The 24,954-nt window shown below is 67.9% G+C and carries 23 protein-coding genes and 1 tRNA gene; 13 read left to right on the top strand and 11 right to left on the bottom strand.

Annotated features, from left to right (window positions below; translation table 11 throughout):
• The first annotated feature begins 5 nt into the window (after window positions 1-5).
• The 3 genes from WS45_RS22470 to WS45_RS22460 all read left to right on the top strand — a co-directional run bounded on the left by WS45_RS22470 (window position 6) and on the right by WS45_RS22460 (window position 3,639).
• Window positions 6-1,559 (top strand): sensor histidine kinase, encoded by a 1,554-nt coding sequence (locus WS45_RS22470; RefSeq protein WP_059690627.1) that lies wholly within the window; start codon window positions 6-8, stop codon window positions 1,557-1,559.
• A gap of 221 nt (window positions 1,560-1,780) precedes the next feature.
• Window positions 1,781-3,439 (top strand): MFS transporter, encoded by a 1,659-nt coding sequence (locus WS45_RS22465; protein ID WP_059701747.1) that lies wholly within the window; start codon window positions 1,781-1,783, stop codon window positions 3,437-3,439.
• A 123-nt stretch (window positions 3,440-3,562) separates the two neighbouring features.
• Window positions 3,563-3,639 (top strand) — tRNA-Met (locus WS45_RS22460).
• 107 nt (window positions 3,640-3,746) lie between these two features.
• Here WS45_RS22460 and WS45_RS22455 read toward each other — a convergent pair.
• Window positions 3,747-4,721: a LysR family transcriptional regulator gene (locus WS45_RS22455; protein ID WP_059690628.1), complete on the bottom strand. Its 975-nt coding sequence runs from the start codon at window positions 4,719-4,721 to the stop codon at window positions 3,747-3,749.
• Between the two features lie 210 nt (window positions 4,722-4,931).
• A complete protein-coding gene (locus tag WS45_RS22450) occupies window positions 4,932-5,900 on the bottom strand; it encodes a GlxA family transcriptional regulator (RefSeq protein WP_059701745.1) in 969 nt (322 codons plus the stop codon).
• Window positions 5,901-6,016: 116 nt separating this feature from the next.
• Here WS45_RS22450 and WS45_RS22445 point away from each other — a divergent pair, with 116 nt between their 5' ends.
• A complete protein-coding gene (locus WS45_RS22445; protein WP_059701743.1) occupies window positions 6,017-6,700 on the top strand; it encodes a DJ-1/PfpI family protein in 684 nt (227 codons plus the stop codon).
• A 94-nt stretch (window positions 6,701-6,794) separates the two neighbouring features.
• Window positions 6,795-7,106 carry a cupin gene (locus WS45_RS22440; RefSeq protein ID WP_059528060.1) on the top strand — a complete coding sequence of 104 codons (312 nt, stop codon included), beginning with the start codon at window positions 6,795-6,797 and terminating at the stop codon, window positions 7,104-7,106.
• A gap of 9 nt (window positions 7,107-7,115) precedes the next feature.
• Here WS45_RS22440 and WS45_RS22435 read toward each other — a convergent pair whose 3' ends face one another.
• Window positions 7,116-7,400 (bottom strand): PAAR domain-containing protein, encoded by a 285-nt coding sequence (locus WS45_RS22435; protein WP_011657840.1) that lies wholly within the window; start codon window positions 7,398-7,400, stop codon window positions 7,116-7,118.
• A gap of 295 nt (window positions 7,401-7,695) precedes the next feature.
• Window positions 7,696-8,088 carry an MAPEG family protein gene (locus WS45_RS22425; protein ID WP_059690632.1) on the bottom strand — a complete coding sequence of 131 codons (393 nt, stop codon included), beginning with the start codon at window positions 8,086-8,088 and terminating at the stop codon, window positions 7,696-7,698.
• A 400-nt stretch (window positions 8,089-8,488) separates the two neighbouring features.
• Here WS45_RS22425 and WS45_RS22420 point away from each other — a divergent pair, with 400 nt between their 5' ends.
• The gene (locus WS45_RS22420) at window positions 8,489-11,596 is read left to right on the top strand and encodes a biosynthetic peptidoglycan transglycosylase (RefSeq protein WP_059701738.1); all 3,108 of its coding nucleotides are present in this window, start codon (window positions 8,489-8,491) and stop codon (window positions 11,594-11,596) included.
• A gap of 33 nt (window positions 11,597-11,629) precedes the next feature.
• Here WS45_RS22420 and WS45_RS22415 read toward each other — a convergent pair whose 3' ends face one another.
• The gene (locus WS45_RS22415; protein ID WP_059690634.1) at window positions 11,630-11,977 is read right to left on the bottom strand and encodes a GFA family protein; all 348 of its coding nucleotides are present in this window, start codon (window positions 11,975-11,977) and stop codon (window positions 11,630-11,632) included.
• A 155-nt stretch (window positions 11,978-12,132) separates the two neighbouring features.
• Between WS45_RS22415 and WS45_RS22410 the strand changes: the two genes are divergently transcribed.
• Entirely contained in the window at window positions 12,133-12,378 is a 246-nt protein-coding gene (locus WS45_RS22410) for a DUF1272 domain-containing protein (RefSeq protein ID WP_059528077.1), read from the top strand.
• A gap of 21 nt (window positions 12,379-12,399) precedes the next feature.
• Here the strand turns inward: WS45_RS22410 and WS45_RS22405 are convergent, their stop codons facing one another.
• Window positions 12,400-13,119 carry a FadR/GntR family transcriptional regulator gene (locus tag WS45_RS22405; protein ID WP_257140585.1) on the bottom strand — a complete coding sequence of 240 codons (720 nt, stop codon included), beginning with the start codon at window positions 13,117-13,119 and terminating at the stop codon, window positions 12,400-12,402.
• Window positions 13,120-13,238: 119 nt separating this feature from the next.
• Between WS45_RS22405 and dgoD the strand changes: the two genes are divergently transcribed.
• Window positions 13,239-14,387 (top strand): galactonate dehydratase, encoded by a 1,149-nt coding sequence (dgoD, locus tag WS45_RS22400; RefSeq protein ID WP_040144789.1) that lies wholly within the window; start codon window positions 13,239-13,241, stop codon window positions 14,385-14,387.
• 139 nt (window positions 14,388-14,526) lie between these two features.
• On the opposite strand, the gene WS45_RS22395 is transcribed toward dgoD, so the two are convergent.
• Window positions 14,527-15,459 (bottom strand): copper resistance D family protein, encoded by a 933-nt coding sequence (locus tag WS45_RS22395; protein ID WP_059528083.1) that lies wholly within the window; start codon window positions 15,457-15,459, stop codon window positions 14,527-14,529.
• A gap of 377 nt (window positions 15,460-15,836) precedes the next feature.
• Between WS45_RS22395 and WS45_RS22390 the strand changes: the two genes are divergently transcribed.
• From WS45_RS22390 to WS45_RS22380, 3 genes are all read left to right on the top strand, one after another.
• The gene (locus WS45_RS22390) at window positions 15,837-16,601 is read left to right on the top strand and encodes a c-type cytochrome (protein ID WP_059528087.1); all 765 of its coding nucleotides are present in this window, start codon (window positions 15,837-15,839) and stop codon (window positions 16,599-16,601) included.
• Between the two features lie 19 nt (window positions 16,602-16,620).
• Window positions 16,621-17,919, top strand: coding sequence for a c-type cytochrome (locus WS45_RS22385; protein WP_059528091.1), 1,299 nt, complete (start codon window positions 16,621-16,623; stop codon window positions 17,917-17,919).
• A gap of 128 nt (window positions 17,920-18,047) precedes the next feature.
• The gene (locus WS45_RS22380) at window positions 18,048-19,490 is read left to right on the top strand and encodes a DEAD/DEAH box helicase (RefSeq protein ID WP_059701736.1); all 1,443 of its coding nucleotides are present in this window, start codon (window positions 18,048-18,050) and stop codon (window positions 19,488-19,490) included.
• On the opposite strand, the gene WS45_RS22375 is transcribed toward WS45_RS22380, so the two are convergent.
• The 3 genes from WS45_RS22375 to WS45_RS22365 form a co-directional block, all read right to left on the bottom strand.
• Window positions 19,484-19,993, bottom strand: coding sequence for a hypothetical protein (locus WS45_RS22375; RefSeq protein ID WP_059690636.1), 510 nt, complete (start codon window positions 19,991-19,993; stop codon window positions 19,484-19,486). The two genes, WS45_RS22380 and WS45_RS22375, sit on opposite strands and share 7 nt — an antisense overlap.
• A gap of 71 nt (window positions 19,994-20,064) precedes the next feature.
• Window positions 20,065-20,892 (bottom strand): ferritin-like domain-containing protein, encoded by an 828-nt coding sequence (locus tag WS45_RS22370; protein ID WP_059528332.1) that lies wholly within the window; start codon window positions 20,890-20,892, stop codon window positions 20,065-20,067.
• A 322-nt stretch (window positions 20,893-21,214) separates the two neighbouring features.
• Complete coding sequence (locus tag WS45_RS22365) at window positions 21,215-22,855, bottom strand: gamma-glutamyltransferase family protein (RefSeq protein ID WP_059701734.1); 1,641 nt, start codon at window positions 22,853-22,855, stop codon at window positions 21,215-21,217.
• A 223-nt stretch (window positions 22,856-23,078) separates the two neighbouring features.
• Between WS45_RS22365 and WS45_RS22360 the strand changes: the two genes are divergently transcribed.
• Together WS45_RS22360 and WS45_RS22355 are read left to right on the top strand one after the other, a co-directional pair.
• On the top strand, window positions 23,079-23,858 hold the full coding sequence (locus WS45_RS22360; RefSeq protein ID WP_044846783.1) for a DeoR/GlpR family DNA-binding transcription regulator: 780 nt from the start codon (window positions 23,079-23,081) through the stop codon (window positions 23,856-23,858).
• A gap of 302 nt (window positions 23,859-24,160) precedes the next feature.
• Window positions 24,161-24,358 carry a hypothetical protein gene (locus tag WS45_RS22355; RefSeq protein WP_040144790.1) on the top strand — a complete coding sequence of 66 codons (198 nt, stop codon included), beginning with the start codon at window positions 24,161-24,163 and terminating at the stop codon, window positions 24,356-24,358.
• Between the two features lie 88 nt (window positions 24,359-24,446).
• Here the strand turns inward: WS45_RS22355 and WS45_RS22350 are convergent, their stop codons facing one another.
• On the bottom strand, window positions 24,447-24,815 hold the full coding sequence (locus WS45_RS22350; protein ID WP_059528100.1) for a hypothetical protein: 369 nt from the start codon (window positions 24,813-24,815) through the stop codon (window positions 24,447-24,449).
• Window positions 24,816-24,954: the final 139 nt, after the last annotated feature.

Raw genomic sequence — 24,954 nt, 5'->3', positions numbered from 1 at the left:
CCGCGATGGCCACGCCGGCCCATTCCCGCCATCCGACCGGCGATCAACCGTCCGCCGCCGACGCCGCGCGCGACGCGCGCTACGAGAACCCGTTCGCGCCGCCCGACGAAACCGACACGCCCGAGGCCGCGCGGCCGCGCTCGCTGTTCGGCGAAATCCTCGACTGGATGCTCGCGCCGCTCCTGCTGCTGTGGCCGATGAGCATCGCCGTCACATATCTCGTCGCGAAGACGATCGCGAACGGCCCGTTCGACCGCGCGCTCGAGACCAACGCGTATGTGCTCGCGCGGCAGATCCATCCGGTCAACGGCGTCGCCGAGCTGACGCTGCCGCAGCAGACGCGCGACTTCCTGCGCGCGGACAACGTCGACAGCGTGTACTTCCAGGTGCTCGGCACGCGCGGCGAGCTGGTCGCGGGCGAGGCCGACATGCCGCTGCCGCGCGACGAGGACCGCCCGCCGCCGGGCGTCGTCGTGTTCCGCGACGACCTGCTGCGCGGCAACGACGTGCGCGTCGCGTATACGACCGTCGCGCTGCCCGAGTCGAACGGCACGCAGCCCGTGCTCGTGCAGGTCGGCGAGACACTCGACAAGCGCAACGCGCTCGCGAACGACATCATCAAGGGCGTGATCCTGCCGCAGTTCGTGATCCTGCCGCTCGCGATCCTGCTCGTCTGGTTCGGGCTGTCGCGCGGGCTCGCGCCGCTCAACGCGCTGCAGGCGCACATCCGCGCACGGCGTCCGGACGACCTGTCGCCCGTCGAGGCGCAGCGCGCGCCGCCCGAGATCGAGCCGCTCGTCACGTCGTTCAACGACCTGCTCGCGCGCCTCGAACAGAACATGGCGCTGCAGAAGCGCTTCATCGCCGACGCCGCGCACCAGATGAAAACACCGCTCGCGGGGCTGCGCACGCAGGCCGAATTCGCGCTGCGCCACCCCGTGCCGCCTGACGTGCAGCGTTCGCTCGAACAGATCGCGACGAGTTCCGAGCAGGCCGCGCGGCTCGTCACGCAACTGCTCGCGCTCGCGCGCGCCGAGAACCGCGCGAGCGGGCTGACGTTCGAGCCGGTCGAGATCGCCGCGCTTGCACGCCGCACGGTGCGCGACTGGGTGCAGGCCGCGCTCGCGAAGCGCATGGACCTCGGCTACGAAGGCCCGGAGGACGACGCGCCGCTCGAGGTCGACGGCAATCCCGTGATGCTGCGCGAGATGCTCGGCAACCTGGTCGACAACGCCATCCGCTACACGCCCGAAGGCGGCCGCATCACCGTGCGCGTGCGGGCCGAGCGTGCGGCGCGGCGCGTGCATCTCGAAGTCGAGGACACCGGGCCCGGCATCCCGGCCGCGGAACGCGACCGCGTGGTCGAACGCTTCTACCGGATCCTCGGCCGCGAAGGCGACGGCAGCGGCCTCGGGCTCGCGATCGTGCGCGAGATCGCCGCCCAGCACGGCGGCACGCTCACGCTCGACGATCACGTATACCAAAGCGCGCCGCGCCTCGCGGGCACGCTCGTGCGCATCAGCCTGCCGCTGTCGGACACCGCGCCGGATCAATCCTGATACGCGCGGGTCCGTACCGCGCCGCGATCGCATCGAAACCGGCGCTTTACCCCCGATTGCGACACGATCGGAGCGCGAAACGACCGATTCGGCGCGGGTTAACGCGCAGTCGTTTTGTGCCCGCGAGTCAGTGCGCCGTAAGTTTCCGTGCCAATAATCGTCGACAGGCCCGCCCCCCCAAGGTGGCCGCATATCTATATCAAGGGACTTGGAGACGATTCATGGCAACGTTAGGCGAGCAAATTTCGCACTCGCCGATGACGGGCGAAGAGAAGAAGGTGATCTTCGCGTCGTCGCTCGGCACCGTGTTCGAGTGGTACGACTTTTATCTGGCCGGATCACTCGCGGCCTACATCAGCAAGAGCTTCTTCTCCGGGGTCAATCCGACCGCCGCATTCATCTTCACACTGCTCGGCTTCGCGGCGGGCTTCGCCGTGCGTCCGTTCGGCGCGATCGTGTTCGGCCGGCTCGGCGACCTCGTCGGCCGCAAGCACACGTTCCTCGTGACGATCGTGATCATGGGCATCTCGACCTTCGTGGTCGGCTTCCTGCCCGGCTACGCATCGATCGGCATCGCGGCGCCGGTGATCTTCATCGCGATGCGGCTGCTGCAGGGCCTCGCGCTCGGCGGCGAGTACGGCGGTGCGGCGACCTACGTCGCCGAGCATGCGCCGGCGAACCGTCGCGGCTTCTATACGGCATGGATCCAGACGACCGCGACGCTCGGCCTGTTCCTGTCGCTGCTCGTGATCCTCGGCGTGCGCACGTTCATCGGCGAGGAAGCGTTCGGCAACTGGGGCTGGCGCGTGCCGTTCGTCGCGTCGATCCTGCTGCTCGCGGTGTCGGTGTGGATCCGGTTGCAGCTGAACGAATCGCCGGTGTTCCTGCGCATCAAGGCGGAAGGCAAGACGTCGAAGGCGCCGCTGACCGAAGCGTTCGGCCAGTGGAAGAACCTGAAGATCGTGATCCTCGCGCTCGTCGGCCTGACCGCCGGCCAGGCCGTCGTGTGGTACACGGGCCAGTTCTACGCACTGTTCTTCCTCACGCAGACGCTGAAGGTCGACGGTGCCAGCGCGAACATCCTGATCGCGATCGCGCTCCTGATCGGCACGCCGTTCTTCCTGTTCTTCGGGTCGCTGTCGGACAAGATCGGCCGCAAGCCGATCATCCTCGCGGGCTGCCTGATCGCGGCGCTGACCTACTTCCCGCTGTTCAAGGCGCTCACGCACTACGCGAACCCGCAGCTCGAACTCGCGACGCAGAAGGCGCCGATCACGGTCCTCGCCGATCCGGCCACCTGCTCGTTCCAGTTCAACCCGGTGGGCACGTCGAAGTTCACGAGCTCGTGCGACATCGTGAAGAGCGCGCTCGCGAAGGCCGGCCTGAACTACGAGAACGTCGCGGCGCCGGCTGGCGCGACCGCGCAGATCAAGGTCGGCGATGCGGTGATCCCCGCGTATGACGGCAAGGCGGCCGACGCGAAGGCTCAGGGCGCGGCGTTCGACAAGACGCTCGCGTCGACGCTGAAGGCGGCCGGCTACCCGGCGAAGGCCGACCCGTCGCAGCTCAACTGGCCGATGACGATCGTGATCCTGACGATCCTCGTGATCTACGTGACGATGGTCTACGGCCCGATCGCGGCGATGCTGGTCGAGATGTTCCCGACGCGCATCCGCTACACGTCGATGTCGCTGCCGTATCACATCGGCAACGGCTGGTTCGGCGGCTTCCTGCCGGCGACCGCGTTCGCGATCGTCGCGGCGAAGGGCAACATCTATTCGGGGCTCTGGTATCCGATCGTGATCGCGCTGGTCACGTTCGTGATCGGTCTGCTGTTCGTCAAGGACACGAAGAACTCGAACATCTACGCGCAGGATTGAGGTCGGGCGCGGGCGGCACCCCCGCCCGCAACCCGTGCCGGCGCCTGCCGCCGGCACCTTTTTTCAGGAAAGTGAAAAAAGGTGTTGACAGCCCGACGGCACATCTACATAATTCAAGTCTTCGGCGAATTAGCTCAGTCGGTTAGAGCGACGGAATCATAATCCGCAGGTCCGGGGTTCGAGTCCCTGATTCGCCACCAAATGCGAAAAGCCGCTGTTCCGAAAGGATCAGCGGCTTTTTTCATTGCCTCATCCGGGCAGGCACGGATTCGCGCGCCGCCTGTCCGTCAGGCGTGCGTCCCGCGCGTCATGCCACCACCGCCCCGCGCTGCGCGTCGGGCACCTCCGCCCGCACCTTCCCCCGCCAGTTCTCCCCGCCCTCCAGCGCCGGCGTCGACTCGAACAGCTCCGCGATCCAGTCCGCGAACACGCGCACCTTCTGCGACAGATGCCGGTTGTGCGGATACACGATCGAGATCGGCTTGGGCTTCGGATTGCAGTCGGGCAGCACCTCGACCAGCGAGCCGTCGCGCAGGTGCGGCAGCACCATGAACAGCGTCGGCTGGATCATCCCGAACCCTTCGAGCCCGCACGTCACGTACGCATCCGAATCGTTGACGGTGACACTGCCGTTCATCCGCACCTCGACCGGCTTGCCCTCGATCATGAACACCCACGGAATCGCCCGTGCACCGTGGCTCGCGCGGAAATTCACCGCATGATGGTCGGCCAGGTCGGCGATCTCCTGCGGCTCGCCGTGGCGCGCGAGATAGTCGGGCGATGCGCAGGTCACGCGCTTGAGCATCCCGATCCGCCGCGCGACCATCGACGAATCCTCGAGCGGCCCGACCCGGATCATGCAGTCGATGCCCTCCTCGACCGGATCCACGTAACGGTCCGACAAGCCGAGGTCGAGCGTCATGTCCGGATAGCGCTGCCGGAAGATCGACAGCGCCGGCAACACGACGCGCCGCCCGAGCGAACTCGGCATGTGGACGCGCAGCACGCCGCTCGGCTTGCGGTTGCCGGTCTGGAAACTCGCGTCGGCTTCCGCGATCTCCGAGATGATCTTCATGCAATGCTCGTAATACGCGGCGCCCTCCGGCGTCAGCGACAGCCGCCGCGTCGTCCGGTGCATCAGACGCACGCCGAGCAGCGCCTCGAGATTCTGGATGATGGTCGTCACCGACGCGCGCGGCATCGCGAGCGTGTCGGCCGCGCGCGTGAAGCTGTTCGCGTCGACCACGCGGGTGAAAACTTCCATTGCCTGAATGCGGTCCATGCTGCGCCCCCTTCGAATCGCCAACGGAACAGAATAGAGCGCGCAACCCGCGCGGCACAAGCCCCCGCCTATTGTTTGCCACTTCTGAATAGTCGCAGCGTTTCGGACTGGAAAGTGATCCGGATCCGTGCAGTTCCTGACGCGACGGCTCCATCCCCGGTCGCCATGCGCGGCGCGCTCACCGCTCACCGCTCACCGCTCACCGGCACGTTACCGCACGAACCGCTCGCGATAGCCCTGCGGCGACACGCCGAGCACGCGCACGAAACTGCGCCGCAACGTCTCCTCCGAGCCGAAACCGCACCGCGTGGCGATCCGCTTGACGGGCCACGCGGTTTCGCCGAGCAGACGCTGCGCGGCCTCGACGCGAATCTGCTCGACCGCGCGCGCGGGCGTGCGGCCGGTGCCCGCGCGGTAGTGACGCAGGAAGCTGCGCTCGCTCATGCTGACGCACTCGGCAAGCGCCGGCACCGACAAGTCGGCCGTCAGGTGCTCGGCGATCCACGCATGGAGTTCGCCGAAGCGGTCGTCGGTACGTTGCATCGACAACATCGCGCTGAACTGCGCCTGCCCGCCCGGCCGCTTCAGGAACACGACGAGCTCGCGCGCGGCGTCGAGCGCGATCGCCCGCCCGAGATCCTCCTCGACCAGCGCGAGCGCGAGATCGATGCCGGCCGTCACGCCGGCCGACGTCCACAACGCGCCTTCGCGGATGAAGATCGGATCGGGCTCGACGCGCACGTTCGGATAGCGCGCCGCGAATTCGTCGCAGCGCGCCCAGTGCGTGACCGCGCGCCGCCCGTCGAGCAGGCCGGCCTCGGCGAGCAGGAACGCGCCGGTGCAGACCGATGCGACACGTCGCGCGCGCTGCGCCTGCTGCCGGACCCAGCGCACCGTCCGCGCATCCCGCGAAGCGGCGTGCACGCCCTTGCCGCCGGCCACGATCACCGTATCGGGCCGCCCGGCCGAGCGCAGCGAATCGGCCATCACCACGAGGCCGGAAGACGTCTCGACCGGCCCCGCCTCCGCGGCGACGACACGCGGCGCATACGGCACGGGCTGCCCGCGCTCCTGCGCGAGTTCGTTGACGGATGCGAACACCTGCAGCGGCCCGGTCACGTCGAGCAACTGCGCACGGGGGAACGCGAGGACGATGATCGAGCGCGAAGCGGCAGGCATGGCGATTGGCTGAAAACGTGGGTGATATGGCAATTTCGCCAAACACTACGCGCCTAGAATCGATCTGTCCATCGTGCGCCGGCCGTGGCGCATCCCCTTCCCTTCGGAGCGTTCGCATGACCCTGCATATCGGCCTTCTCGTGTTTCCCGGCGTCCAGCAACTCGATCTCACCGGCCCGCACGACGTGCTCGCGTCGTTGCCCGACGCGACCGTCCATCTGGTCTGGAAATCGCGCGACACCGTCACGTCGAGCAGCGGCCTCGCGCTCGCGCCGACCTGCACGTTCGACGATTGCCCGCCGCTCGACGTGATCTGCGTGCCCGGCGGGATCGGCATCAACGATCTGCTGCTCGATGCCGAAACGATCGCGTTCGTGCAGCAGCGCGCGGGCGCCGCGCGCTACGTGACGTCGGTCTGCACGGGTGCGCTGCTGCTCGGCGTGGCCGGCCTGCTGCGCGGCCGCCGCGCGACGACGCACTGGGCATTTCATTCGCTGCTCGCGCCGCTCGGGGCGGTGCCCGTGCGCGAGCGCGTGGTGCGCGACGGCAACCTGATCACCGGCGGCGGCGTGACGGCCGGCATCGACTTCGCGTTGACGATCGCCGCCGAACTCGTCGGCGACGAAGAGGCGCAGTCGATCCAACTGGCGCTCGAATACGCGCCCGCGCCGCCGTTCGATGCGGGCTCGCCGGATACGGCGCCGGCGTCGGTGCTGAAGCGCGTGACCGAGCGCTCGGCGGCAGGGCTGGAGAAGCGCAGGCAGACGATCGACGCGGCGTTGCGCGCGATGTCCCGCTGAAGACAAGCACACGAAAACCGAAGGGCGGGCGGGCCGCGCGGCCAAGCAGCCTGCCCGACTCCGCAGCATTCGCATTGACGGACCGGACCTATCGATGAACATCATCCGCAGCACCGCATTCACCGCGCAACGCCCGTGGGGGGCGCTGGACATCGCGAACCTGAACGGCATCACGGTCCGCCTGCACTGGACCGATCGGCCATACCGTTGGCATGTGAATGACGGCGAGGAGGTTTTCGCGGTGCTCGACGGCCGTGTCGAGATGCGCTACCGCGCAGCAGGTGTCGAGCACGCGACGGTGCTCGAGACGGGAGACGTCTTCCACGCGACGATCGGCACCGAACACGTCGCGCACCCGCTCGGCGAAGCGCGCATCCTCGTGATCGAGACCGAAGGCAGCGACTGACGGCGGGCGTCAGCCCGAGATGGTGCCCGTCCCCTGCGACGGGATCAGCTTCGGCTGCGGCGTGCACAGGCACTGGCACAGGTCGTGTTCGAGCGCGACGACCTTGCCCATCACGGTCATCGTCCGCTCGCCGCCGTCGGACACGATCACGCCCTGGGTCTTGCACGCGGCGCAGAACACCGGCGCGCCGAGATAGGCGAGTTCGCGGCCGTCGAACGACGAATTGGCGATTCCGTCGAGCACGACACCGCCATGGTCGGTCGTGTCGCCCTTCAGGATGAATTTGCGGCTCATGCTTCGGCTCTCCCTCGGAAACGCCGCGCAGCGCGGCATCGGGCCGCGCGCGGGCAGTCGGTATCCGCCCGTCGGTCGCGGGCGTTTCGCGAGGATATCACCGCGCGGCCGATCGTCGAATGCACGTCGTTCAGCGCGGCGTTCACGGTGTCGTCGTACGCCGACACCGTGTCATGCACGCCGAAGCACTTCATGGAGGCCGACTCGATACGCGAGCGGATGATCGCGATCGCGTGCGACTGGCTGATTCACTGCTTCGTCGAAGCCGTGCGCCGGCACGATCCCGCGAAGCCGCTCAGACGAACAGCGCGACGCAAAGCGCGGCGCCGCACAGATACGTGCCGAGCGCGCCGATGAAACGCAGGGGATTCGGCCTGTCCATCGTCGGCCACGCGAGCAGTCCGATCACGAGCAGACAGCGGCACGCGGTTGCCGCGACGATCAGCGAGACGATCGCGCGCGACGGGTCGTGTGCGCCGAAATAGAGAAACAGCACCGCGAGAAACGGCGCGTATTCGGCCGTGTTGCCGTGCGCGCGCACGATCTTGTGCAACCCGTCGGCCGGATCGGACGCACATCCGGAACCGGTGGTGCGCCGGAAGCGCGCAACGGACACGATCAGGCCGAGCCCGAACAGCAGCAACCCCAGGATCGTCGTGCAAACGAGCGCGACGGGATGGATCGACATGGCGCCCCCGATGCATGCGGACATGCGCTGCACATCGGGCGATCGTACCTGCGGCCGGTGCACCCGGCTATCGCGGAAACCCGTAGCGTCTTCACGCACCGGCAACGGATTCGGACAGGATCGGACCCGATTTGCGGTCGATACGGCAATGCACAAGACCGGTGCGTGAGCCGCCGGCGCCGCCACGCGCCGTCGTTCCCGGCGGCCGGGCGGTGCGCGCAAACGTTACGCCACGGCGACACGCGCCACCGCATCGCACCGCCCATTGCCGCACGTCACAGGCATGTGCGTTGCGTCGACGCATCTCGGTAGTGAACCGCCCTTGGCAGCCCGCTGCGGAGGACTACACTAATCCTTAATGAGGTGCGGCCGGAGCCTGCGCCTTCAGGGAGACGCCGCCATGAATCGGCCGCTGAATCGCATCCTGCCGCGCGTGACCGGTAGTGCCTCGGTCTGGACGTGGATCAAGTGGTCCTTGCTGGCCGCGCTGGTGATCGCGATCGCGATCGTCGCGCGACTCGTGATGACCGAGATCGCGACATCGCGCCTGCAGGCGCACTACCTGTCCGAGCTCACGCGCGACGTCGGCTACACCGTCGAGGCCGGCGCAAGCGACCACATCCGCTTCCCCGCCAACGGGCCATACGACCAGCGCCTCGGCTACGCGATGATTCCCGCGTTCCAGCAGCATCTGCTCGCGCGCGGCTTCGTCGTCGGCAAGCAGGCGCGCGATTCGCAACGAATGCTGTCGCTCGCCGATCACGGCCTGTTCCTGCCTTACGAAGAGAAAGACCAGGCCGGGCTGATGCTGTTCGACTCGACCGGCGCGCCGCTGTTCGCGACCGTGTTCCCGCAGCGCGTCTACGCCGACTTCGACACGGTGCCGCGCGTGATCGCGGATTCGCTGCTGTTCATCGAGGATCGCTACCTGCTCGACGCGAACCAGCCGAACCGCAATCCGGCGATCGACTGGGGACGCTTCAGCCGCGCGCTCGCCGACCAGGCGATGCACGTCGTCAACCATCATCAGGCGCGTCCCGGCGGCAGCACGCTCGCGACGCAGATCGAGAAGTTCCGCCATTCGCCCGACGGCCGCACCGCGACGCCGCCGGAAAAGCTGCGGCAGATCGCGTCCGCGTCCGTTCTCGCGTACCTGAACGGCCCGCAGACGATGCTCGCGCGGCGCGCGATCCTGGTGCGCTACCTGAACTCGGTGCCGCTCGCCGCGCGGCCGCACGTGGGTGAAATCACCGGCATCGGCGACGGTCTCGCCGCGTGGTACGGCCGCGACTTCAACGACGTGAACCGGATCCTGTCCGCGCCGACGACCGGCGACAACGTCGACGAACAGGGCAAGACGTTCCGCGAGGTGCTGTCGCTGATCATCGCGCAGCGCGCGCCGTCGTACTTCCTGAATCGCGGCTATCCGGCGCTGCAGAAGCTGACCGACAGCTACCTGCGGCTCCTGTCGAACGGCGGCGTGATCTCGCCCGCGCTGCGCGATGCGGCGCTCGCCGCGCAGATCGAGCGCAGCGCGCCGCCGGCCGCCGCGCACGTGCAGTCGTTCGTGTCGCGCAAGGCCGTGTCGTCCGCGCGCGCGTCGCTGCTGTCGGCACTCGGGATCAGCGACCTGTACCAGCTCGACCAGCTCGACCTCGAAGCCACCAGCACGCTCGACAACGGCGTGCAGCAGGCGGTCGCCGAACGGCTCGCGCGGGCGTCGACCCGCGACGGCGCGCAGGCCGCCGGCCTGTACGGCTTCGAGATGCTCGCGCCAAAGGACGACCCGTCGCACCTCACGTACAGCTTCACGCTGTACGAGCACCGCAACGGCGCGAACATGCTGCGCGTGCAGACCGACAGCGTGAACCAGCCGTTCGACGTGAACCGCGGCGGCCGCATCAACCTCGGCTCGACCGCGAAGCTGCGCACGCTGATCACCTACCTGCAGATCGTCTCCGACCTGCACGCGCGCTACGGCAGCCTGTCGAACGCGCAACTCGCGAAGGTGAAGCCCGACCCGATCGACGGACTGTCGCGCTGGGCGCTCGATTACCTGTCGCATACGCGCGATCGCTCGCTGCAGGCGATGCTCGACGCGGCGGTCGAACGCAAGTATTCGGCGAGCCCCGACGTGTTCTACACGGGCGGCGGCGCGCAGGTATTCTCGAACTTCGAGAAATCCGACAACGGCCGCATCCTGACGCTGCATGCGGCGTTCGAGCACTCGGTCAACCTCGTGTTCGTGCGGCTGATGCGCGACATCGTCCATTACGAGATGCTGCAGGCGGCCGGCCCGTCGTCGTCGTGGCTCGGCGATCCGGAGCAGCGCAAGCATTACCTCGAGCAGTTCGTCGACGGCGAAAGCAAGGTCTACGTGAAGCGCTACTACACGCGCTATGCGGGCAAGGCGCCCGACGACGCGCTCGCGCTGATGCTGCAGGACGTGCGCAAGTCGCCGCCGAAGATCGCGACGGTGCTGCGCAGCGTCGCGCCGAACGAATCGCTCGCGTGGTTCAGCGCGCGGATGCGCGCGCAGCTGAAGGGCACGCCGGCCGCGACGCTGTCGGACGACGATCTCGCCGCGCTCTACGCGAAGTACGCGATCGACCGGTTCAACCTCAACGATCGCGGCTATATCGCGAGCGTCCACCCGCTCGCGCTGTGGACGCTCAACTATCTGCGCGCCCACCCGAACGCGCCGCTCGGCGACGTTCAGCGCGACAGCCGCGATGCGCGCTTCTACACGTACTCGTGGCTGTACAAGACGCGCTACCACGCGACCCAGGACCGGCGCATTCGCCACATGGTCGAGTTGCGCGCGTACGGGGAGATCACGAAAGCGTGGCGTGCGCTCGGCTACCCGTTCGCGGAAGTCACGCCGTCATACGCGGCCGCGATCGGCGCATCGGGCGACCAGCCCGACGCGCTCGCGAAACTGATCGGCCTGATCGCGAACGGCGGCCAGAAGGCGCCGACCGAGACGATCACGCGCCTCGACTTCGCGAAGGGCACGCCATACGAAACGCGCTTCGTGCGCGCGGCCGCGCAGCCGCAGCCAATGCTGTCGCCGGAGATCGTCGACGTGGCGCGCACGCTGCTGCGCGACGTCGTGCTCAACGGCACCGCGCGGCGTCTCGCGGGCGGCTTCACGCTGCCGGACGGCAAGACGCTCCAGGTGTACGGCAAGACCGGGACGGGCGACCAGCGCTTCAACGTCTACGCGCGCGGCGCGCGGCTGATCGAGTCGCGCAAGGTCAATCGCAGCGGCACGTTCGTGTTCGTGCTCGGCGACCGCTTCTTCGGCGTGCTGACGGCGACCGCGCACGAGCCGTACGCGGCACGCTACGACTTCACGAGCGCGATGGCCGTCCAGCTGCTGAAGTCGATGGCGCCGGCGCTCGCGCCGCTGATCGAGCGTCCCGTCACGGCCGGCACGCGCACGGCGGGCCCGGCGCCGCAGGCGGAAACGCCGGCGCCGCAGGCCGCGCCGGTCGAGCCGTCCTGACGGCGGCGCGCGCGCTCGCGCGAGACGCGCCGCTCAGTGCGAGCGGCCGTCGTAGTGCGTGACCGGCAGCGCGTCGATATCGACATCCTCGAGGCATCGCACGTTGATCGCGGCCATCGCGGTGCCGTCCGGATGGGTACCCTCGCCGAACGCATGAATCCCGCAGCGCTTGCAGAAGCGATGGCGGATCACGTGCTTGTTGAACGTATAGGTCGCGAGATGTTCGTCGGGCGTGAGGAGCTTCATGTGATCGCGCGGCACGAACCACATCAGCGCGCCCTTGCGCCGGCAGATCGAGCAGTTGCAGGCCAGCACGCCCTGCAGGTCGCCTTCCGCCTCGAACTTCACGTCGCCGCAGTGACAGCTTCCACGATAAAGCATGGGCGTCTCCCGGGGCGGCCCGTGCGCGACGACGGCATCCCGGCGGGACACCGTTGGCCGGGCCGGTTCATGCGAGTACAGTAGCGCGCACCCGCGTCGCGCGCAATGTGCGGCGACGCTCGTCCCGACCCACTCCGACCACGAGGAAAACCGCCATGCTCGAACTGCGCCCCGGCTGCGAATGCTGCGACAAGGACCTGCCGCCCGATTCGCCGGACGCACGCATCTGCACCTTCGAATGCACGTTCTGCGCGACCTGCGCGGACGACGTGCTGAAGGGCCGCTGCCCGAACTGCGGCGGCGACCTGGTGGTGCGGCCGCGCCGTCCGGCGAGCCTGCTCGCGAAATATCCGGCGTCGACGCAACGCGTGCTGAAGCCGGGCGGCTGCGCGAACCACTGACGGCCCGCACCGCCCTTCCCGTCAGGACAACTCGATCCGCGCGCGCGTCACCGCGAGCAGCGACGCCATCGCGCGGCGCGCGCCGTCCTCGTCGCGCACGCGAATCGCGTCGCTGACGGCCGCGTGCTCGGCGAGCGACGCATTGAACACGTGCGCCCGGCGCGCGTTCAGATGCAGCTGCGCCTCGAGCGTGCGATCGATCAGCGCGCCGAGCGGCACCAGCAGCTCGTTGCCGCCGGCTTCCAGCACGCTCAGGTGAAAGCGCAGGTCCGCGCGCACCCATTCGTCCACGTTGCGCGCGGCGGCCATCGCGCGCACCGCGTCCTCGATCGCGTCGAAGGCGCCCGGCCCGTGCGCGCGCGCGGCCAGCGCGGCCGCATGCGGCTCGATCATCTCGCGCATCTCCTGCAGCTTCAGCGCGAACCCGAGCGGCGGCGCGACACGCGCGTACCAGTCGAGCAGGTCGGCGTCGAGCAGATTCCATGCGCGGCGCGGCCGCACGCGCGTGCCGACCTTCGGTCGCGATTCGACCAGCCCCTTCGACGTCAGCGTGCGCAGTGCCTCGCGCAGCACCGTGCGGCTCACGCCGAACATCTCCATCAGGTCCGGCTCCCGCGGCAGCAGCGATTCGGGCGGATAGTCGCCGCGCAGGATCGCCGTCGCCAGCCGGAAGGCCGTCTGTCCATGCAGGTCGCGTTGAATGATCGTTCTCCGGTGACGGGCAACGCCGCGGCTGCCCACTATCTGCACAATAGTGCTATTAATACTATTTTTTATCGGGCTACGCTAGGATAACCGTCACGCATTCGACCGGCGCCGTATCGGCATGTCCGCGCCGGCCACCCCTGGAGACTCGCGACATGAAAATCACCCGCCTCGAAACCTTCGTCGTCCCGCCGCGCTGGCTGTTCCTCAAGATCGAAACCGACGAAGGGATCGTCGGCTGGGGCGAACCGGTCGTCGAGGGCCGCGCGCACACGGTCGAGGCCGCCGTGCACGAACTCGCCGATTATCTGGTCGGCAAGGATCCGCTGCTGATCGAGGATCACTGGCAGGTGATGTATCGCGCCGGCTTCTACCGCGGCGGCCCGATCACGATGAGCGCGATCGCGGGTGTCGACCAGGCGTTGTGGGACATCAAGGGCAAGCATCACGGCGTGCCCGTGCACGCGCTGCTCGGCGGCCAGGTGCGCGACCGCATCAAGGTGTATTCGTGGATCGGCGGCGACCGGCCGAGCGACGTCGCGAACAACGCGCGCGCGGTGGTCGAGCGCGGCTTCAAGGCCGTGAAGATGAACGGCTCCGAAGAGCTGCAGATCGTCGACACCTACGACAAGGTCGAGCAGGTGATCGCGAACGTCGCGGCGGTGCGCGACGCGGTCGGCCCGCACGTCGGGATCGGCGTCGACTTCCACGGCCGCGTGCACAAGCCGATGGCGAAAGTGCTCGCGAAGGAGCTCGATCCGTACAAGCTGATGTTCATCGAGGAGCCGGTGCTGTCGGAGAACGCCGAGGCGCTGCGCGACATCGTCAACCAGACCAACACGCCGATCGCGCTCGGCGAGCGGCTCTACTCGCGCTGGGACTTCAAGCACATCCTCGCGGGCGGTTACGTCGACATCATCCAGCCCGATGCGTCGCACGCGGGCGGCATCACCGAGTGCCGCAAGATCGCGACGCTCGCGGAAAGCTACGACGTCGCGCTCGCGCTGCACTGCCCGCTCGGCCCGATCGCGCTGGCCGCGTGCCTGCAGCTCGATGCGGTGAGCTACAACGCGTTCATCCAGGAACAGAGCCTCGGCATTCACTACAACCAGGGCAACGACCTGCTCGACTACCTGCGCAATCCCGAGGTATTCCGCTACGAAGACGGTTTCGTCGCGATCCCGCAGGGCCCGGGGCTCGGCATCGACGTCAACGAGGAGAAAGTGCGCGAGATGGCGAAGACGGGGCATCGCTGGCGCAACCCGGTGTGGCGTCACGCGGACGGCAGCGTCGCCGAGTGGTGATGCGGAAGTGAGATGAGGTGCGTTGCACGGCGTGCATGCCGCGCAACGGCTTCGAGACGGCCGCCCGACAGGCGGCCGTTTTTGCATCTGCAGCACGCGACGCGCGGGCACCCGGCCCGGCACCGCGCCGCCCCGGCCGTCAGCCGAGCGCCGCGAACCCCGGCACGCTGAACGACAGCACGGCGGCCGCGACGAACACGCCGATCATCGTCAGCGCCTCGAGATGCAGGATGTTGCGGAACGTGTGCGCGTCTTCGGTCGACGCGGTCCGGCGCAGGCGCGGCAGCGCCGAGAAGCGGTTCAACCCGCCGAGCACGAGCGCGAGCGCGACGAGCAGCAGCTTGAGCAGCAGCACGCGCCCCCACGTGGTGCCGTCGAGCGGCGCGAGCGAGCCGCCGAGCCCGCGCAGCGCATTGAGCACGCCCGTGCCGAGCACGAACACGACCGCGATCGTCGAGGTACGCGACAGCTGCTGGCCGATCCGGATCAGCGCGCCGCGCGCGACCGACGAGCCGAGCACCGGCAGCACCGCGAGCCCGCCCGCGAGCACGAGGCCGCCCCACACCGCGGTGGCGAGCAGGTGCAGCGTCTGCACGCCGACCGCTGCGGACAGCGGGCCGGTGTCGGCCGCATGGCCGAGCGACGCCTTGCCGGCCGCGACCACGATCACCGCGAGCCACAGCACCGCATGCGCGACCGGGCCCTCCGGCTTTGCCAGCGCGACGATCGCGAGCACGACGGCGCCGGCGAACGCGACGCTCCATGCGAAGCCCGTGTGCGTCTGCGCGAGCATGACGGGAATCGCGGCGAATGCGCCGCCGAGCCCCGCGCCGCTCATCGACGCCGCTTCATACACCAGCCAGCCGAGATCGGCGAGCACGAGCGCCAGCGCCGCCGCGACCAGCGAATGTTGCGCGCGCAGCCATGCGGGATGCGACGGCGCGACGACCGGTCGCGCGCCGTCCTTGCCGAGCCACGCCTTGAGCAGCGCCGAGCCGACGGCCATCGCGAACGTCGCGTCCATCAATGCCGCCAGCGCGACCTGTCCGATCCACAAGCTGTCGATCCTCATCGCGCGCGCCCTCCCGGGAACGGCCGGCCCGCAACGCGGCGGCAAGTGGAACGACAGCGGGAAGACGGCAACGGCACGGTAGGGAACGTCATCGATGAATCCGGAAACGGGAGAAATGACTGGGTCTGCGGCGGAGGCGGCGCCGCGCGACCCGCGAGTGTACGGTCTTCGATGGTCAAAGCGCACGCCGGTTCACACAACCCGTGTACGAAGCGCGTCAAATTGTCGCAAGTCGCAAACAGGCAGGAACCGATGTCCTTTTGCCAAATAGCCGTCATTACCCATCGATGATAGAATGCCGCGTCGCAGCAGCCCGGCTGTCCTGCCGTCCATGCGCCGAGCCGATCGTAGCCCGGACAGGTCCCCGACGAATAAACATGGAGTCTCGTGTGTCTTCAAGACGCCTCTTCCGTCCGTTGCTTGCCGTTCTCCTGATCGGTGGCGCGGGCCTTACGAGCGCTGCTCAAGCGCAGACCAAGCCCACGGAGCAAGCGCACGCCCAGCAGGCGCCGCTCAAGGCACCCGATACGATGGCCGAGCGTGTGCGCGGCTGTACCGCATGCCATGGCGTTCACGGCCAGGGTACGGACAACGACTATTTCCCGCGACTTGCCGGCAAGCCGGCGGAGTACCTGTACAACCAGCTCGTCAACTTCCGTGATGGCCGGCGCAAGTACCCGCCGATGAACTATCTGCTGACGTACCTGAACGACGATTACCTGAAAGAGATCGCCGAGCACTTCTCGGCCGAGCGTCCGCCGTACCCGACGCCGGCCAAGCCGACGCTGCCGGCCGCCACGCTCGCGCGCGGCAAGCAGCTCGTCACGCAAGGCGATCCGTCGCGCAAGCTGCCGGCCTGCGTGGCCTGCCACGGCGCGGGGCTGACCGGCATGCAGCCGGCGATCCCGGGCCTCGTCGGCCTGCACGCCGATTACCTGAGCGCACAGCTCGGCGCATGGCGCTCGGGCAACCGCCACGCGAAGGCACCGGATTGCATGCACGAGATCGCGTCGAAGCTGTCGGACGAAGACGTGACGGCCGTGACCGCATGGCTCGCCGCGCAACCGGCGCCCGCCAACCCCGTGCCGGCCCCGGCGCGTTCGATGAAGACTCCGCTCGCCTGCGGCAGCGAACCGCAATAAGGCAAGGGAGACAGACACAATGAAACGCAAGTCCCTGTTTGCACTCTCGGCCGTCGCGATCGTCGCGGCTGCCGCCCTCGTGCCGGTCCTCTGGCCGGGCAACGACACGCTGCACGGCAACGCTGCCGTCGCGGCCACGCCGGCCGACCAGGCCGCGCTGATCAAGAAGGGCGAATACCTCGCGCGCGTCGGCGACTGTATCGCGTGCCACACCGTGCGCGGCGGCAAGTCGTTCGCGGGCGGCCTGCCGATGGCGACGCCGTTCGGCACGATGTACACGCCGAACATCACGCCGGACGACAAGGACGGTATCGGCAAGTGGACGTCGGACGACTTCTACCGCGCGATGCACACCGGCCGTTCGAAGGACGGCAGCCTGCTCTACCCGGGCTTCCCGTTCGCGAGCTACACGAAGGTCACGCGCGCCGACTCGGACGCGATCTACGCGTACCTGCGTTCGGTCCCGCCGGTCTCGGTGCCGAGCCGTCCGCATGAACTGAAGTTCCCGTTCAACAACCGCAACCTGCTGATCGGCTGGCGCACGCTGTTCTTCAAGGAAGGCGAATACAAGCCGGATCCGACCAAGTCGGTCGAGTGGAACCGCGGCGCGTACCTCGTCGAAGGCCTCGGCCACTGCTCGATGTGCCACACGTCGATCAACATGATGGGCGGCCCGGTGAGCTCGGCGGCCTTCGCGGGCGGCCTGATTCCGCTGCAGAACTGGTATGCGCCGTCGCTGACGAACGACAAGGAACTCGGCCTCGGCGACTGGCACGTGCAGGAGCTGTCGGACCTGCTGCAGGCCGGCGTGTCGAACAAGGGTGCGGTGTTCGGCCCGATGGCCGACGTCGTGCACAACAGCCTGCAGTACATGAGCGACGAAGATACGCGCGCGATGTCGACGTACCTGAAGTCGATCCCGCAGAAGGCTGAAGCGCCGAAGAACATGCAGTACGAGCCGTCGAAGCAATTCGGCAACGCGCTGTTCGACCAGGGCAAGAAGATTTACGCGGACAACTGCGCGACCTGCCACGCCGAAACCGGCGCGGGCAAGCCGCCGGCGTATCCGCCGCTCGCGGGCAACCATTCGATCGTGATGGAATCGGCGGTCAACCCGATCCGCATGGTGCTGAATGGCGGCTATCCGCCGAGCACGTTCAAGAATCCGCGTCCGTACGGGATGCCGCCGTTCGCGCAGTCGCTGTCGAACCAGGAAGTCGCGGCAGTCGTCACGTATATCCGGATGTCGTGGGGCAACAACGGTACGCCGATCTCGCCGCAACAGGTGAGCGACCTGCGTTCCGCGCCGCTTGACTAAATAACGCGCGACACACACGGGGGCGCGGCTGCGGGAAACCGCAGCCGCGCCCCTTTGCTTTTTGCGACGCCGTTCCCCGCGCGGGCCGCGCGAGGCGTCGCCGATCATAAAACTCAAGAGTGGTATCTATGTCTTTCGAATCTCTCGGCTTGGCCGAACCGCTCGTCAAGGCGGTCAACGAGCTCGGCTACACGTCGCCGACTCCCATCCAGCAACAGGCGATCCCCGCCGTCCTCGGCGGCGGCGACCTGCTCGCCGGCGCACAGACCGGCACCGGCAAGACCGCCGGCTTCACGCTGCCGATCCTGCAGCGCCTGCACACGTTCTATGCCGAGCATCGCGGCGCGAAGCGCGCGGTGCGCGCGCTGATCCTCACGCCGACGCGCGAACTCGCCGCCCAGGTCGAGGAAAGCGTGCGCGCATACAGCAAATACCTGAAGCTGCGCTCGACCGTGATGTTCGGCGGCGTCAGCATCAATCCGCAGATCGATGCGCTCAAGCGCGGCGTCGACATCGTCGTCGCGACGCCGGGGCGTCTGCTCGACCACATGCAGCAGAAGACGATCGATCTGTCGGATCTCGACATCCTCGTGCTCGACGAAGCCGACCGGATGCTCGACATGGGCTTCATCCACGACATCAAGCGCGTGCTCGCGAAGCTGCCGCCGCAGCGCCAGAACCTGCTGTTCTCGGCGACCTTCTCGGATGAGATCAAGTCGCTCGCCGACAGCCTGCTCGATTCGCCCGCACTGATCGAGGTCGCACGCCGCAACACCACCGCAGAAAGCGTCGCGCAGAAGATCCACCCGGTCGACCGCGATCGCAAGCGCGAGCTGCTCACGCATCTGATCCGCGAACACAACTGGTTCCAGGTGCTCGTGTTCACGCGCACCAAGCACGGCGCGAACCGGCTCGCGGAACAGCTGACGAAGGACGGCATCAGCGCGATGGCGATCCACGGCAACAAGAGCCAGTCGGCTCGCACGCGCGCGCTCGCGGAATTCAAGAACAGCACGCTGCAGGTGCTGGTCGCGACCGACATCGCCGCACGCGGGATCGACATCGACCAGCTGCCGCACGTCGTCAACTTCGACCTGCCGAACGTGCCGGAGGATTACGTGCACCGGATCGGCCGCACGGGCCGCGCGGGCGCGACGGGCGAAGCCGTGTCGCTCGTGTGCGTCGACGAGAAGCAGCTGCTGCGCGACATCGAGCGGCTGATCAAGCGCGAGATTCCGCAGGAAGTGATCGCGGGCTTCGAACCCGATCCGAACGCGAAGCCGGAGCCGATCCAGCAACGCCGCGGGCAGCAGCCGCGCGGCGGCAACGGCGGCGGCGGCAATCGCCAGCCGCGTGCAGGCGGCGCCGGCCAGCCGGCCGCGAAGCGCGACGGCAATGCGCAACCGAAGGCCGCGAAGGCGGCCAAGCCGCGCACGGCCGGCGGCGCGAGCGGCAATGCCGGTGGCGGCGGCGGTCGCCCGTCAGGCGGCAACGGTGCGCGTCCGGCGAACGGCAACGCCGCGCACGCCAACCGCAACCGCTCGTCGCGCAGCGGCCAGCGCGGTCACTGAAGCCGCGCGGCCGCGCGCCGCAGGTGCTCGACCTGGCGCTGCCAGCGCGCGAGCACCTCGGCGCGCGCCTGCCCTTCCAGCGCGAACGTGACGCCCGTCGCGAGACGCGCATAGCCGACCCGCTGCGCATCGCCATGCGCGATCGTCGCGGCGAACCCGGCCAGTCCGCCGAAGTCCCCTTCGAGCGGCTCGATCCTCAGTTGTGCCTGAAAGAATGCGCCGTCCGCGACGAGCGTCAACGCGGCGGCGCGCCGTTGCGCCAGCGCGCGCGCCGCGCGCGATTGCGGCCATAGCGCAAGCAGCAGCGTGTGCGCGTCGCGCGCATGAATCTCGCCGACGCTGAGCAGCGTCGTGCGCAACTGGCCATCGTCGGTCGCGACGATCAGCGATGCGGCGAAGTCGGCATGGCGTTCGAGCGCGGTGCCGTCGAACAGCGAAACGACGGCCGGCGGCCACGCGTCGAACGTCCATTGTTCGAGCGCGTGGCGATGGGTATCGGTCATGATGGCGGGCCCGGTGAAAAGCAGACGATGATGCCGAAGCATACGCGCGCCGCCGGACCGCGCGGTGACGATCAGCGCATGAACACGTGCCGCGTGATCTTCGTCAGCGGATAGTGGACGCTCGGCTGGATCTTCGCGGGCAGGTCGAGCGGCTTGAGCAGCATCTTCACGCACATGTCGGCCGACAGGTTGCGCCGCACGAGCGAGCTGATGCGCGCGACGCGCTCGCGGTTGTACTGGCTGTCGCCGACGCGATCCGGGTAGCGGATCGCGAACACGTGGCGCAGCGCGATCTCCGAATCCTCGTTCTTGATTTCCAGCACGCGGCGCGTCAGCGCGCCGAGCACCGCGAGCCGGCCGTTGCCTTCGAGCTTGTTGTACTTCTTGAAGAACTTGAAGAAGTGCTTGTAGTGGCGCACCTCGTCCGATCGGATGTTGTCGGTGATTTCCTTCAGCACCGGCTCGTCCGAGCATTCGTTGATCGCGCGATAGAGCGTGGCCGTGCCCGTCTCGACGACGCAGCGCGCGACCATCTCGAGCGCGCGGGTCTTCTCGAATGCGTCGACCGAGCAGGTCTTCGAGTACTCGGCGAAGAAATTCGCGAACGCGGTATCCCAGTCGAACTCGGGCCACACGTGCGCGATGTACGCCTTCAGCGCGCGCCCGTGCTGCAGTTCCTCGTGCTCCCACGCCGTGTTGAGCCACGCGGACACTTCCGGATCGTCGTTGAAGAACTCGCTCAGGTTGCTCGTGTAGAGATCCGAGCCGCTTTCGATGAACGACGACGCGCACAGCAACAGCAGCAGATCCTCGTTCGCGGCGGCGCGCTGACGATCGATCCGGTTGAGGTCGATGTCCTCGATACGCCACGGCATGACATGCGTCGTTTCAGTAGGCATGGTGGTGCGCTCCCAGTCGTCGCGCGGCCGGCGGCCGGCCCCGATCTTCGGCACGGGCCCGGCGCGCCCGCAGGCGACGTTTTGCTTGCATTTTTAGTGAGTTGGTCCGGCCGAACCATCCTGGCATCTTAGCCGGACTTTTATGTTCGTGCTTCAAAGCACTGACCATACCCGACGGGCGCAGTTCCGCCGCGCATGTTGCGGTTCGTTAGACGAGTTGTTCGAACCGGTTCGCGCACGTTCGACGAGATGCGCCGCGTCAAGCGAAACGGGCGGCCATCCGGCCGCCCGTCGAGCGCAAGACTGGACTGGAAGCGTTCCGTCAGAAACCGGCCGCGAGACCGTCGCGACGGCTGTCGCTCGCGGCCACGTAGCCGCGCTCGGGATCGTCGCGATCGAGCCGCCACACGAACTGCCCCGAGCCGAAATCCATGTAAGGATCGTCGATCGACTTGATCGTATGGCCGCGCGCGGCGAGCGCATCGACCGTGTCGCGATTCATCGTCGACTCGACGTCGAGCGTGAAGTCGCGATTGACCTTCCAGCGCGGCGCGTCGCAGGCGGCCTGCGGCTGCTGCCCGTAACCGAGCATGCGCACGACGGTCTGCAGATGGCCCTGCGGCTGCATGTCGCCGCCCATCACGCCGAAGCTCATCACGGCCTCGGTGCGGCCGTCGACGTCCTCGGTGACGAACGCCGGGATGATCGTATGAAACGGCCGCTTGCCGCCCGCGACGACGTTCGGCGACGCCGGGTCCATCGAGAAGCCGTGCCCGCGGTTCTGCAACGCAATGCCCGTACCCGGCACGACGAGCCCCGAACCGAAACCCATGTAGTTCGACTGAATGAAGCTCACCATCATCCCGCGCTCGTCCGCCGCCGACAGATAGATCGTACCGCCCGAATGCGGCCGGCCGGCAGCGAAGTGCGTCGCGCGTGCGCGATCGATCAGCTTCGCGCGTTCCGCGAGATACGCGTCGTCGAGCATCTGCGCGGGCGTCACGTCCATCGCGCGCGGATCGGCGACGTAGCGATAGACGTCCGCGAACGCGAGCTTCATCGCCTCGATCTGCAGGTGCTGCGAGTCGGCCGAATCGACCGGACATTCGGCCACGCCCGCCTGCTCCGCGATCCCGAGCGCGATCAGCGCGGCGATGCCCTGCCCGTTCGGCGGAATCTCGTGAATCGTGTGCCGGCCGAAGCGCTTGCCGATCGGCTCGACCCATTCCGGCCGGTACGCGCGCAGGTCGGCTTCGGTCAGCGCGCCACCGCCTTCGCGCGCGAATGCCGCGATCTGCCCGGCGAGCGCGCCCTCGTAGAATGCGCGCGGACCGTCCTTCGCGAGGGTGCGCAGCGTCCGCGCGTGGCCCGGCAGGCACATGCGCTCGCCGACGAGCGGCGCGCGCCCGCGCGGCATGAAGGTATCGGCGAAGCCCGGCAGCCCCTGCAGCTCGGGCACCGCGGCGGCCCACTTGTGCGCGACGATCGGCGACACCGAATAGCCGCGCTCGGCGATCTCGATCGCCGGCTCGAGCAGGTCCGCGAACGGCAGCGAACCGAACTTCGCGTGCAGCGCTTCCCAGCCCGCGATCACGCCTGGCACCGTGACGGTGTCCCAGCCGCGCGTCGGCTTGTTCGCGATGCCGCGTGCATCCTCGCCGTGGCGCTGGCGGAAGTAGCCGGGGTTCCACGCGGCCGGCGCGACACCCGACGCATTCAGCCCGGACAGCCGCTCGCCGTCCCACACGAGCGCGAACGCATCGCCGCCGAGCCCGCACGACACGGGCTCGACCACCGTGATCGCGGCTGCCGCGGCCAGCGCCGCATCCACGGCATTGCCGCCCTTCCACAGCATCCGCAGCCCGGCCTGCGCCGCGAGCGGGTGCGACGTCGACACGACGTTGCGCGCGAACACCGGAATGCGGGTCGTCGGATACGGGTTGTGCCAGTTGAAGCCAGTCATCGGTTCCACCTCGTCGAAAGCTGAATGAACGCGCCGGACGCATGACCGGCGCGCGCGGACAGTCCGCCATTGCAGCGCGATCCGCGTGATCGCACAAATTCATTTGTCACATGAATCCATACACTTTCCGCATGAATTCCGCGCAGCGATACGCCGCAGGCCGGTCGAACGCCCTTCCCGCCCTTACAATACCCCCTCCGCCTCACGACCTGACCGCCGAGCCATGACCCGAGATCCCCGCCTCACCCTCAACGCGCGCCAGCAGGAACTGCTCGAATGGGTGCAGCGCGACGGCTTCGTGACCGTCGACGATCTCGCCGCGCACTTCGCGGTCACGCCGCAGACGATCCGCCGCGACGTGAACTGGCTCGCGGACCTGAACCTGCTGCGCCGCTATCACGGCGGCGCGAGCCTGCCGACCAGCTCGGAAAACGTGTCGTACACCGCGCGCCAGCGGATGTTCCACGACGAGAAGCGACGCATCGCGGCGCTCGCCGCGTCGCACATCCCCGACCAGGCATCGCTGTTCATCAACCTCGGCACCACGACCGAGGAGGTTGCGCGCGCACTGAACCGCCATCACGGGCTCCACGTGATCACGAACAACCTGAACGTCGCGTCGATGATGAGCGGCTACCCGGACTGCGAGGTGCTGATCACGGGCGGCATCGTGCGGCCGTGGGACAAGGGCATCGTCGGCGAACTCGCGATCGACTTCATCCGCCAGTTCAAGGTCGACTACGCGATCATCGGCACGTCGGCGATCGAGGCCGACGGCACGCTGCGCGACTTCGACACGCGCGAGGTGCGCGTGGCCGAGGCGATCATGCAGCACGCGCGCACGGTCTACCTCGTCGCCGACCACTCGAAGGTCGGCCGCCCGGCGCTGGTGCGCCAGGGACACCTGAGCCAGGTGCATGCGCTTTTCACCGACAAGCCGCTGCCGCCGGAGATGGCCGATGCGGTGGCGAACGCGGGCACCCAGGTGTACGTCGCGGAATGACGCTTGCGATGCTGCACCGCACCTGAAACTTCAAGTGAAATCAAGAAGTTGGCGCGCCGGCTGAACCGCTTGCGGCATACGTCCCTGTCAAACTGAAAATTAACGGGGCACGATTTGTCGTTGCCCGCGCGCTCGACTAGACTCCAGTTCCCCGGCCCGTTCGCCCGATACGCCCGTGCCAAGGCGTGTGCGAATCCCAAGGCCGGCGAATACAGCTTTCCCCCCAAGCCATACCCCGTGGGGTATCGCGCACCGGCGTTCGCGCCGGCCGCGCGGGCAGACCGATTGCCATGGAGAGAACGATGCTGAGTCCGCATGAATTCGCCACGCTACTGCTTGTGAAGGACGCCCCTGACCAGGGCGACATGGATCGGGATGAACTCGACGCGCTGCTCGAACAGCAGCTCGTCCGGCTGGAAGGGCTGGGATCGGGACGCAAATACTGCGTGACCGAGACCGGCGACGCCGCGCTGCGATCCATCAAATACCGTTATTCCTGAAGCGCCGCTGTTCCTGACCTGAGCGCGCCGGCCGGATCTCCGGCCGCGCCGCTTTTCCGGTTTTCCCGCCTTCCGCAGCTTTGCCGCGTCAGCCGCCGCGCAGCGTCGGATCGACCGCGGCCCGCCAGCTGACGGCCTGCGCGCGTGCGCCGTTGAAATAGGCGACCCAACCGGCGCGCCCCGCCGCGTCGGGTGCCGCGTAGTGCGTCGAAAGTTCGTTTACGAACGCGCAATAGTTCGCCTGCGTCAGCCCGCGATACCGTTTCGCCACATACGCGTCGTACAGCGTCGCGTAGACCGGCTGCGCGTCCGCGCCCCAGTCGCGCGCGGTGCCGCCGCACGACGTCTGCAGGTCGACGAACGACGGCGCACGCCAATTGCCGGCCAGCGGCGGCATACCGGCGCCGCACCCTGCCAGAACGACGGCGCACGCACCGGCCCACATCCCAATACGCATGATTCACCTCGCGAAACGGTCGATTCCGCCAGTATCGTCCGGGATCGCGCCGCGCGCTACTGGCCCCGCTTTTTCGAACTTTACTTTTTCGATTTCGTTCGTTAAATTTCGAATTCGAACATTTCATGTTCGCCCATTT

It is taken from the genome of Burkholderia sp. RF2-non_BP3, assembly GCF_001522185.1.
Taxonomy (GTDB): domain Bacteria; phylum Pseudomonadota; class Gammaproteobacteria; order Burkholderiales; family Burkholderiaceae; genus Burkholderia; species Burkholderia diffusa.
Note: the sequence above shows the minus strand (reverse complement) of the source record. Positions and strands in the feature narration are given on the sequence as shown.

Coding starts and splice junctions, on each gene's coding strand:
- WS45_RS22470 (WP_059690627.1), top strand. CDS start 6: ATGGCCACGCCGGCCCATTCCCGCCATCCGACCGGCGATCAACCGTCC.
- WS45_RS22465 (WP_059701747.1), top strand. CDS start 1,781: ATGGCAACGTTAGGCGAGCAAATTTCGCACTCGCCGATGACGGGCGAA.
- WS45_RS22455 (WP_059690628.1), bottom strand. CDS start 4,721: ATGGACCGCATTCAGGCAATGGAAGTTTTCACCCGCGTGGTCGACGCG.
- WS45_RS22450 (WP_059701745.1), bottom strand. CDS start 5,900: ATGCCTGCCGCTTCGCGCTCGATCATCGTCCTCGCGTTCCCCCGTGCG.
- WS45_RS22445 (WP_059701743.1), top strand. CDS start 6,017: ATGACCCTGCATATCGGCCTTCTCGTGTTTCCCGGCGTCCAGCAACTC.
- WS45_RS22440 (WP_059528060.1), top strand. CDS start 6,795: ATGAACATCATCCGCAGCACCGCATTCACCGCGCAACGCCCGTGGGGG.
- WS45_RS22435 (WP_011657840.1), bottom strand. CDS start 7,400: ATGAGCCGCAAATTCATCCTGAAGGGCGACACGACCGACCATGGCGGT.
- WS45_RS22425 (WP_059690632.1), bottom strand. CDS start 8,088: ATGTCGATCCATCCCGTCGCGCTCGTTTGCACGACGATCCTGGGGTTG.
- WS45_RS22420 (WP_059701738.1), top strand. CDS start 8,489: ATGAATCGGCCGCTGAATCGCATCCTGCCGCGCGTGACCGGTAGTGCC.
- WS45_RS22415 (WP_059690634.1), bottom strand. CDS start 11,977: ATGCTTTATCGTGGAAGCTGTCACTGCGGCGACGTGAAGTTCGAGGCG.
- WS45_RS22410 (WP_059528077.1), top strand. CDS start 12,133: ATGCTCGAACTGCGCCCCGGCTGCGAATGCTGCGACAAGGACCTGCCG.
- dgoD (WP_040144789.1), top strand. CDS start 13,239: ATGAAAATCACCCGCCTCGAAACCTTCGTCGTCCCGCCGCGCTGGCTG.
- WS45_RS22395 (WP_059528083.1), bottom strand. CDS start 15,459: ATGAGGATCGACAGCTTGTGGATCGGACAGGTCGCGCTGGCGGCATTG.
- WS45_RS22390 (WP_059528087.1), top strand. CDS start 15,837: ATGGAGTCTCGTGTGTCTTCAAGACGCCTCTTCCGTCCGTTGCTTGCC.
- WS45_RS22385 (WP_059528091.1), top strand. CDS start 16,621: ATGAAACGCAAGTCCCTGTTTGCACTCTCGGCCGTCGCGATCGTCGCG.
- WS45_RS22380 (WP_059701736.1), top strand. CDS start 18,048: ATGTCTTTCGAATCTCTCGGCTTGGCCGAACCGCTCGTCAAGGCGGTC.
- WS45_RS22375 (WP_059690636.1), bottom strand. CDS start 19,993: ATGACCGATACCCATCGCCACGCGCTCGAACAATGGACGTTCGACGCG.
- WS45_RS22370 (WP_059528332.1), bottom strand. CDS start 20,892: ATGCCTACTGAAACGACGCATGTCATGCCGTGGCGTATCGAGGACATC.
- WS45_RS22365 (WP_059701734.1), bottom strand. CDS start 22,855: ATGACTGGCTTCAACTGGCACAACCCGTATCCGACGACCCGCATTCCG.
- WS45_RS22360 (WP_044846783.1), top strand. CDS start 23,079: ATGACCCGAGATCCCCGCCTCACCCTCAACGCGCGCCAGCAGGAACTG.
- WS45_RS22355 (WP_040144790.1), top strand. CDS start 24,161: ATGCTGAGTCCGCATGAATTCGCCACGCTACTGCTTGTGAAGGACGCC.
- WS45_RS22350 (WP_059528100.1), bottom strand. CDS start 24,815: ATGCGTATTGGGATGTGGGCCGGTGCGTGCGCCGTCGTTCTGGCAGGG.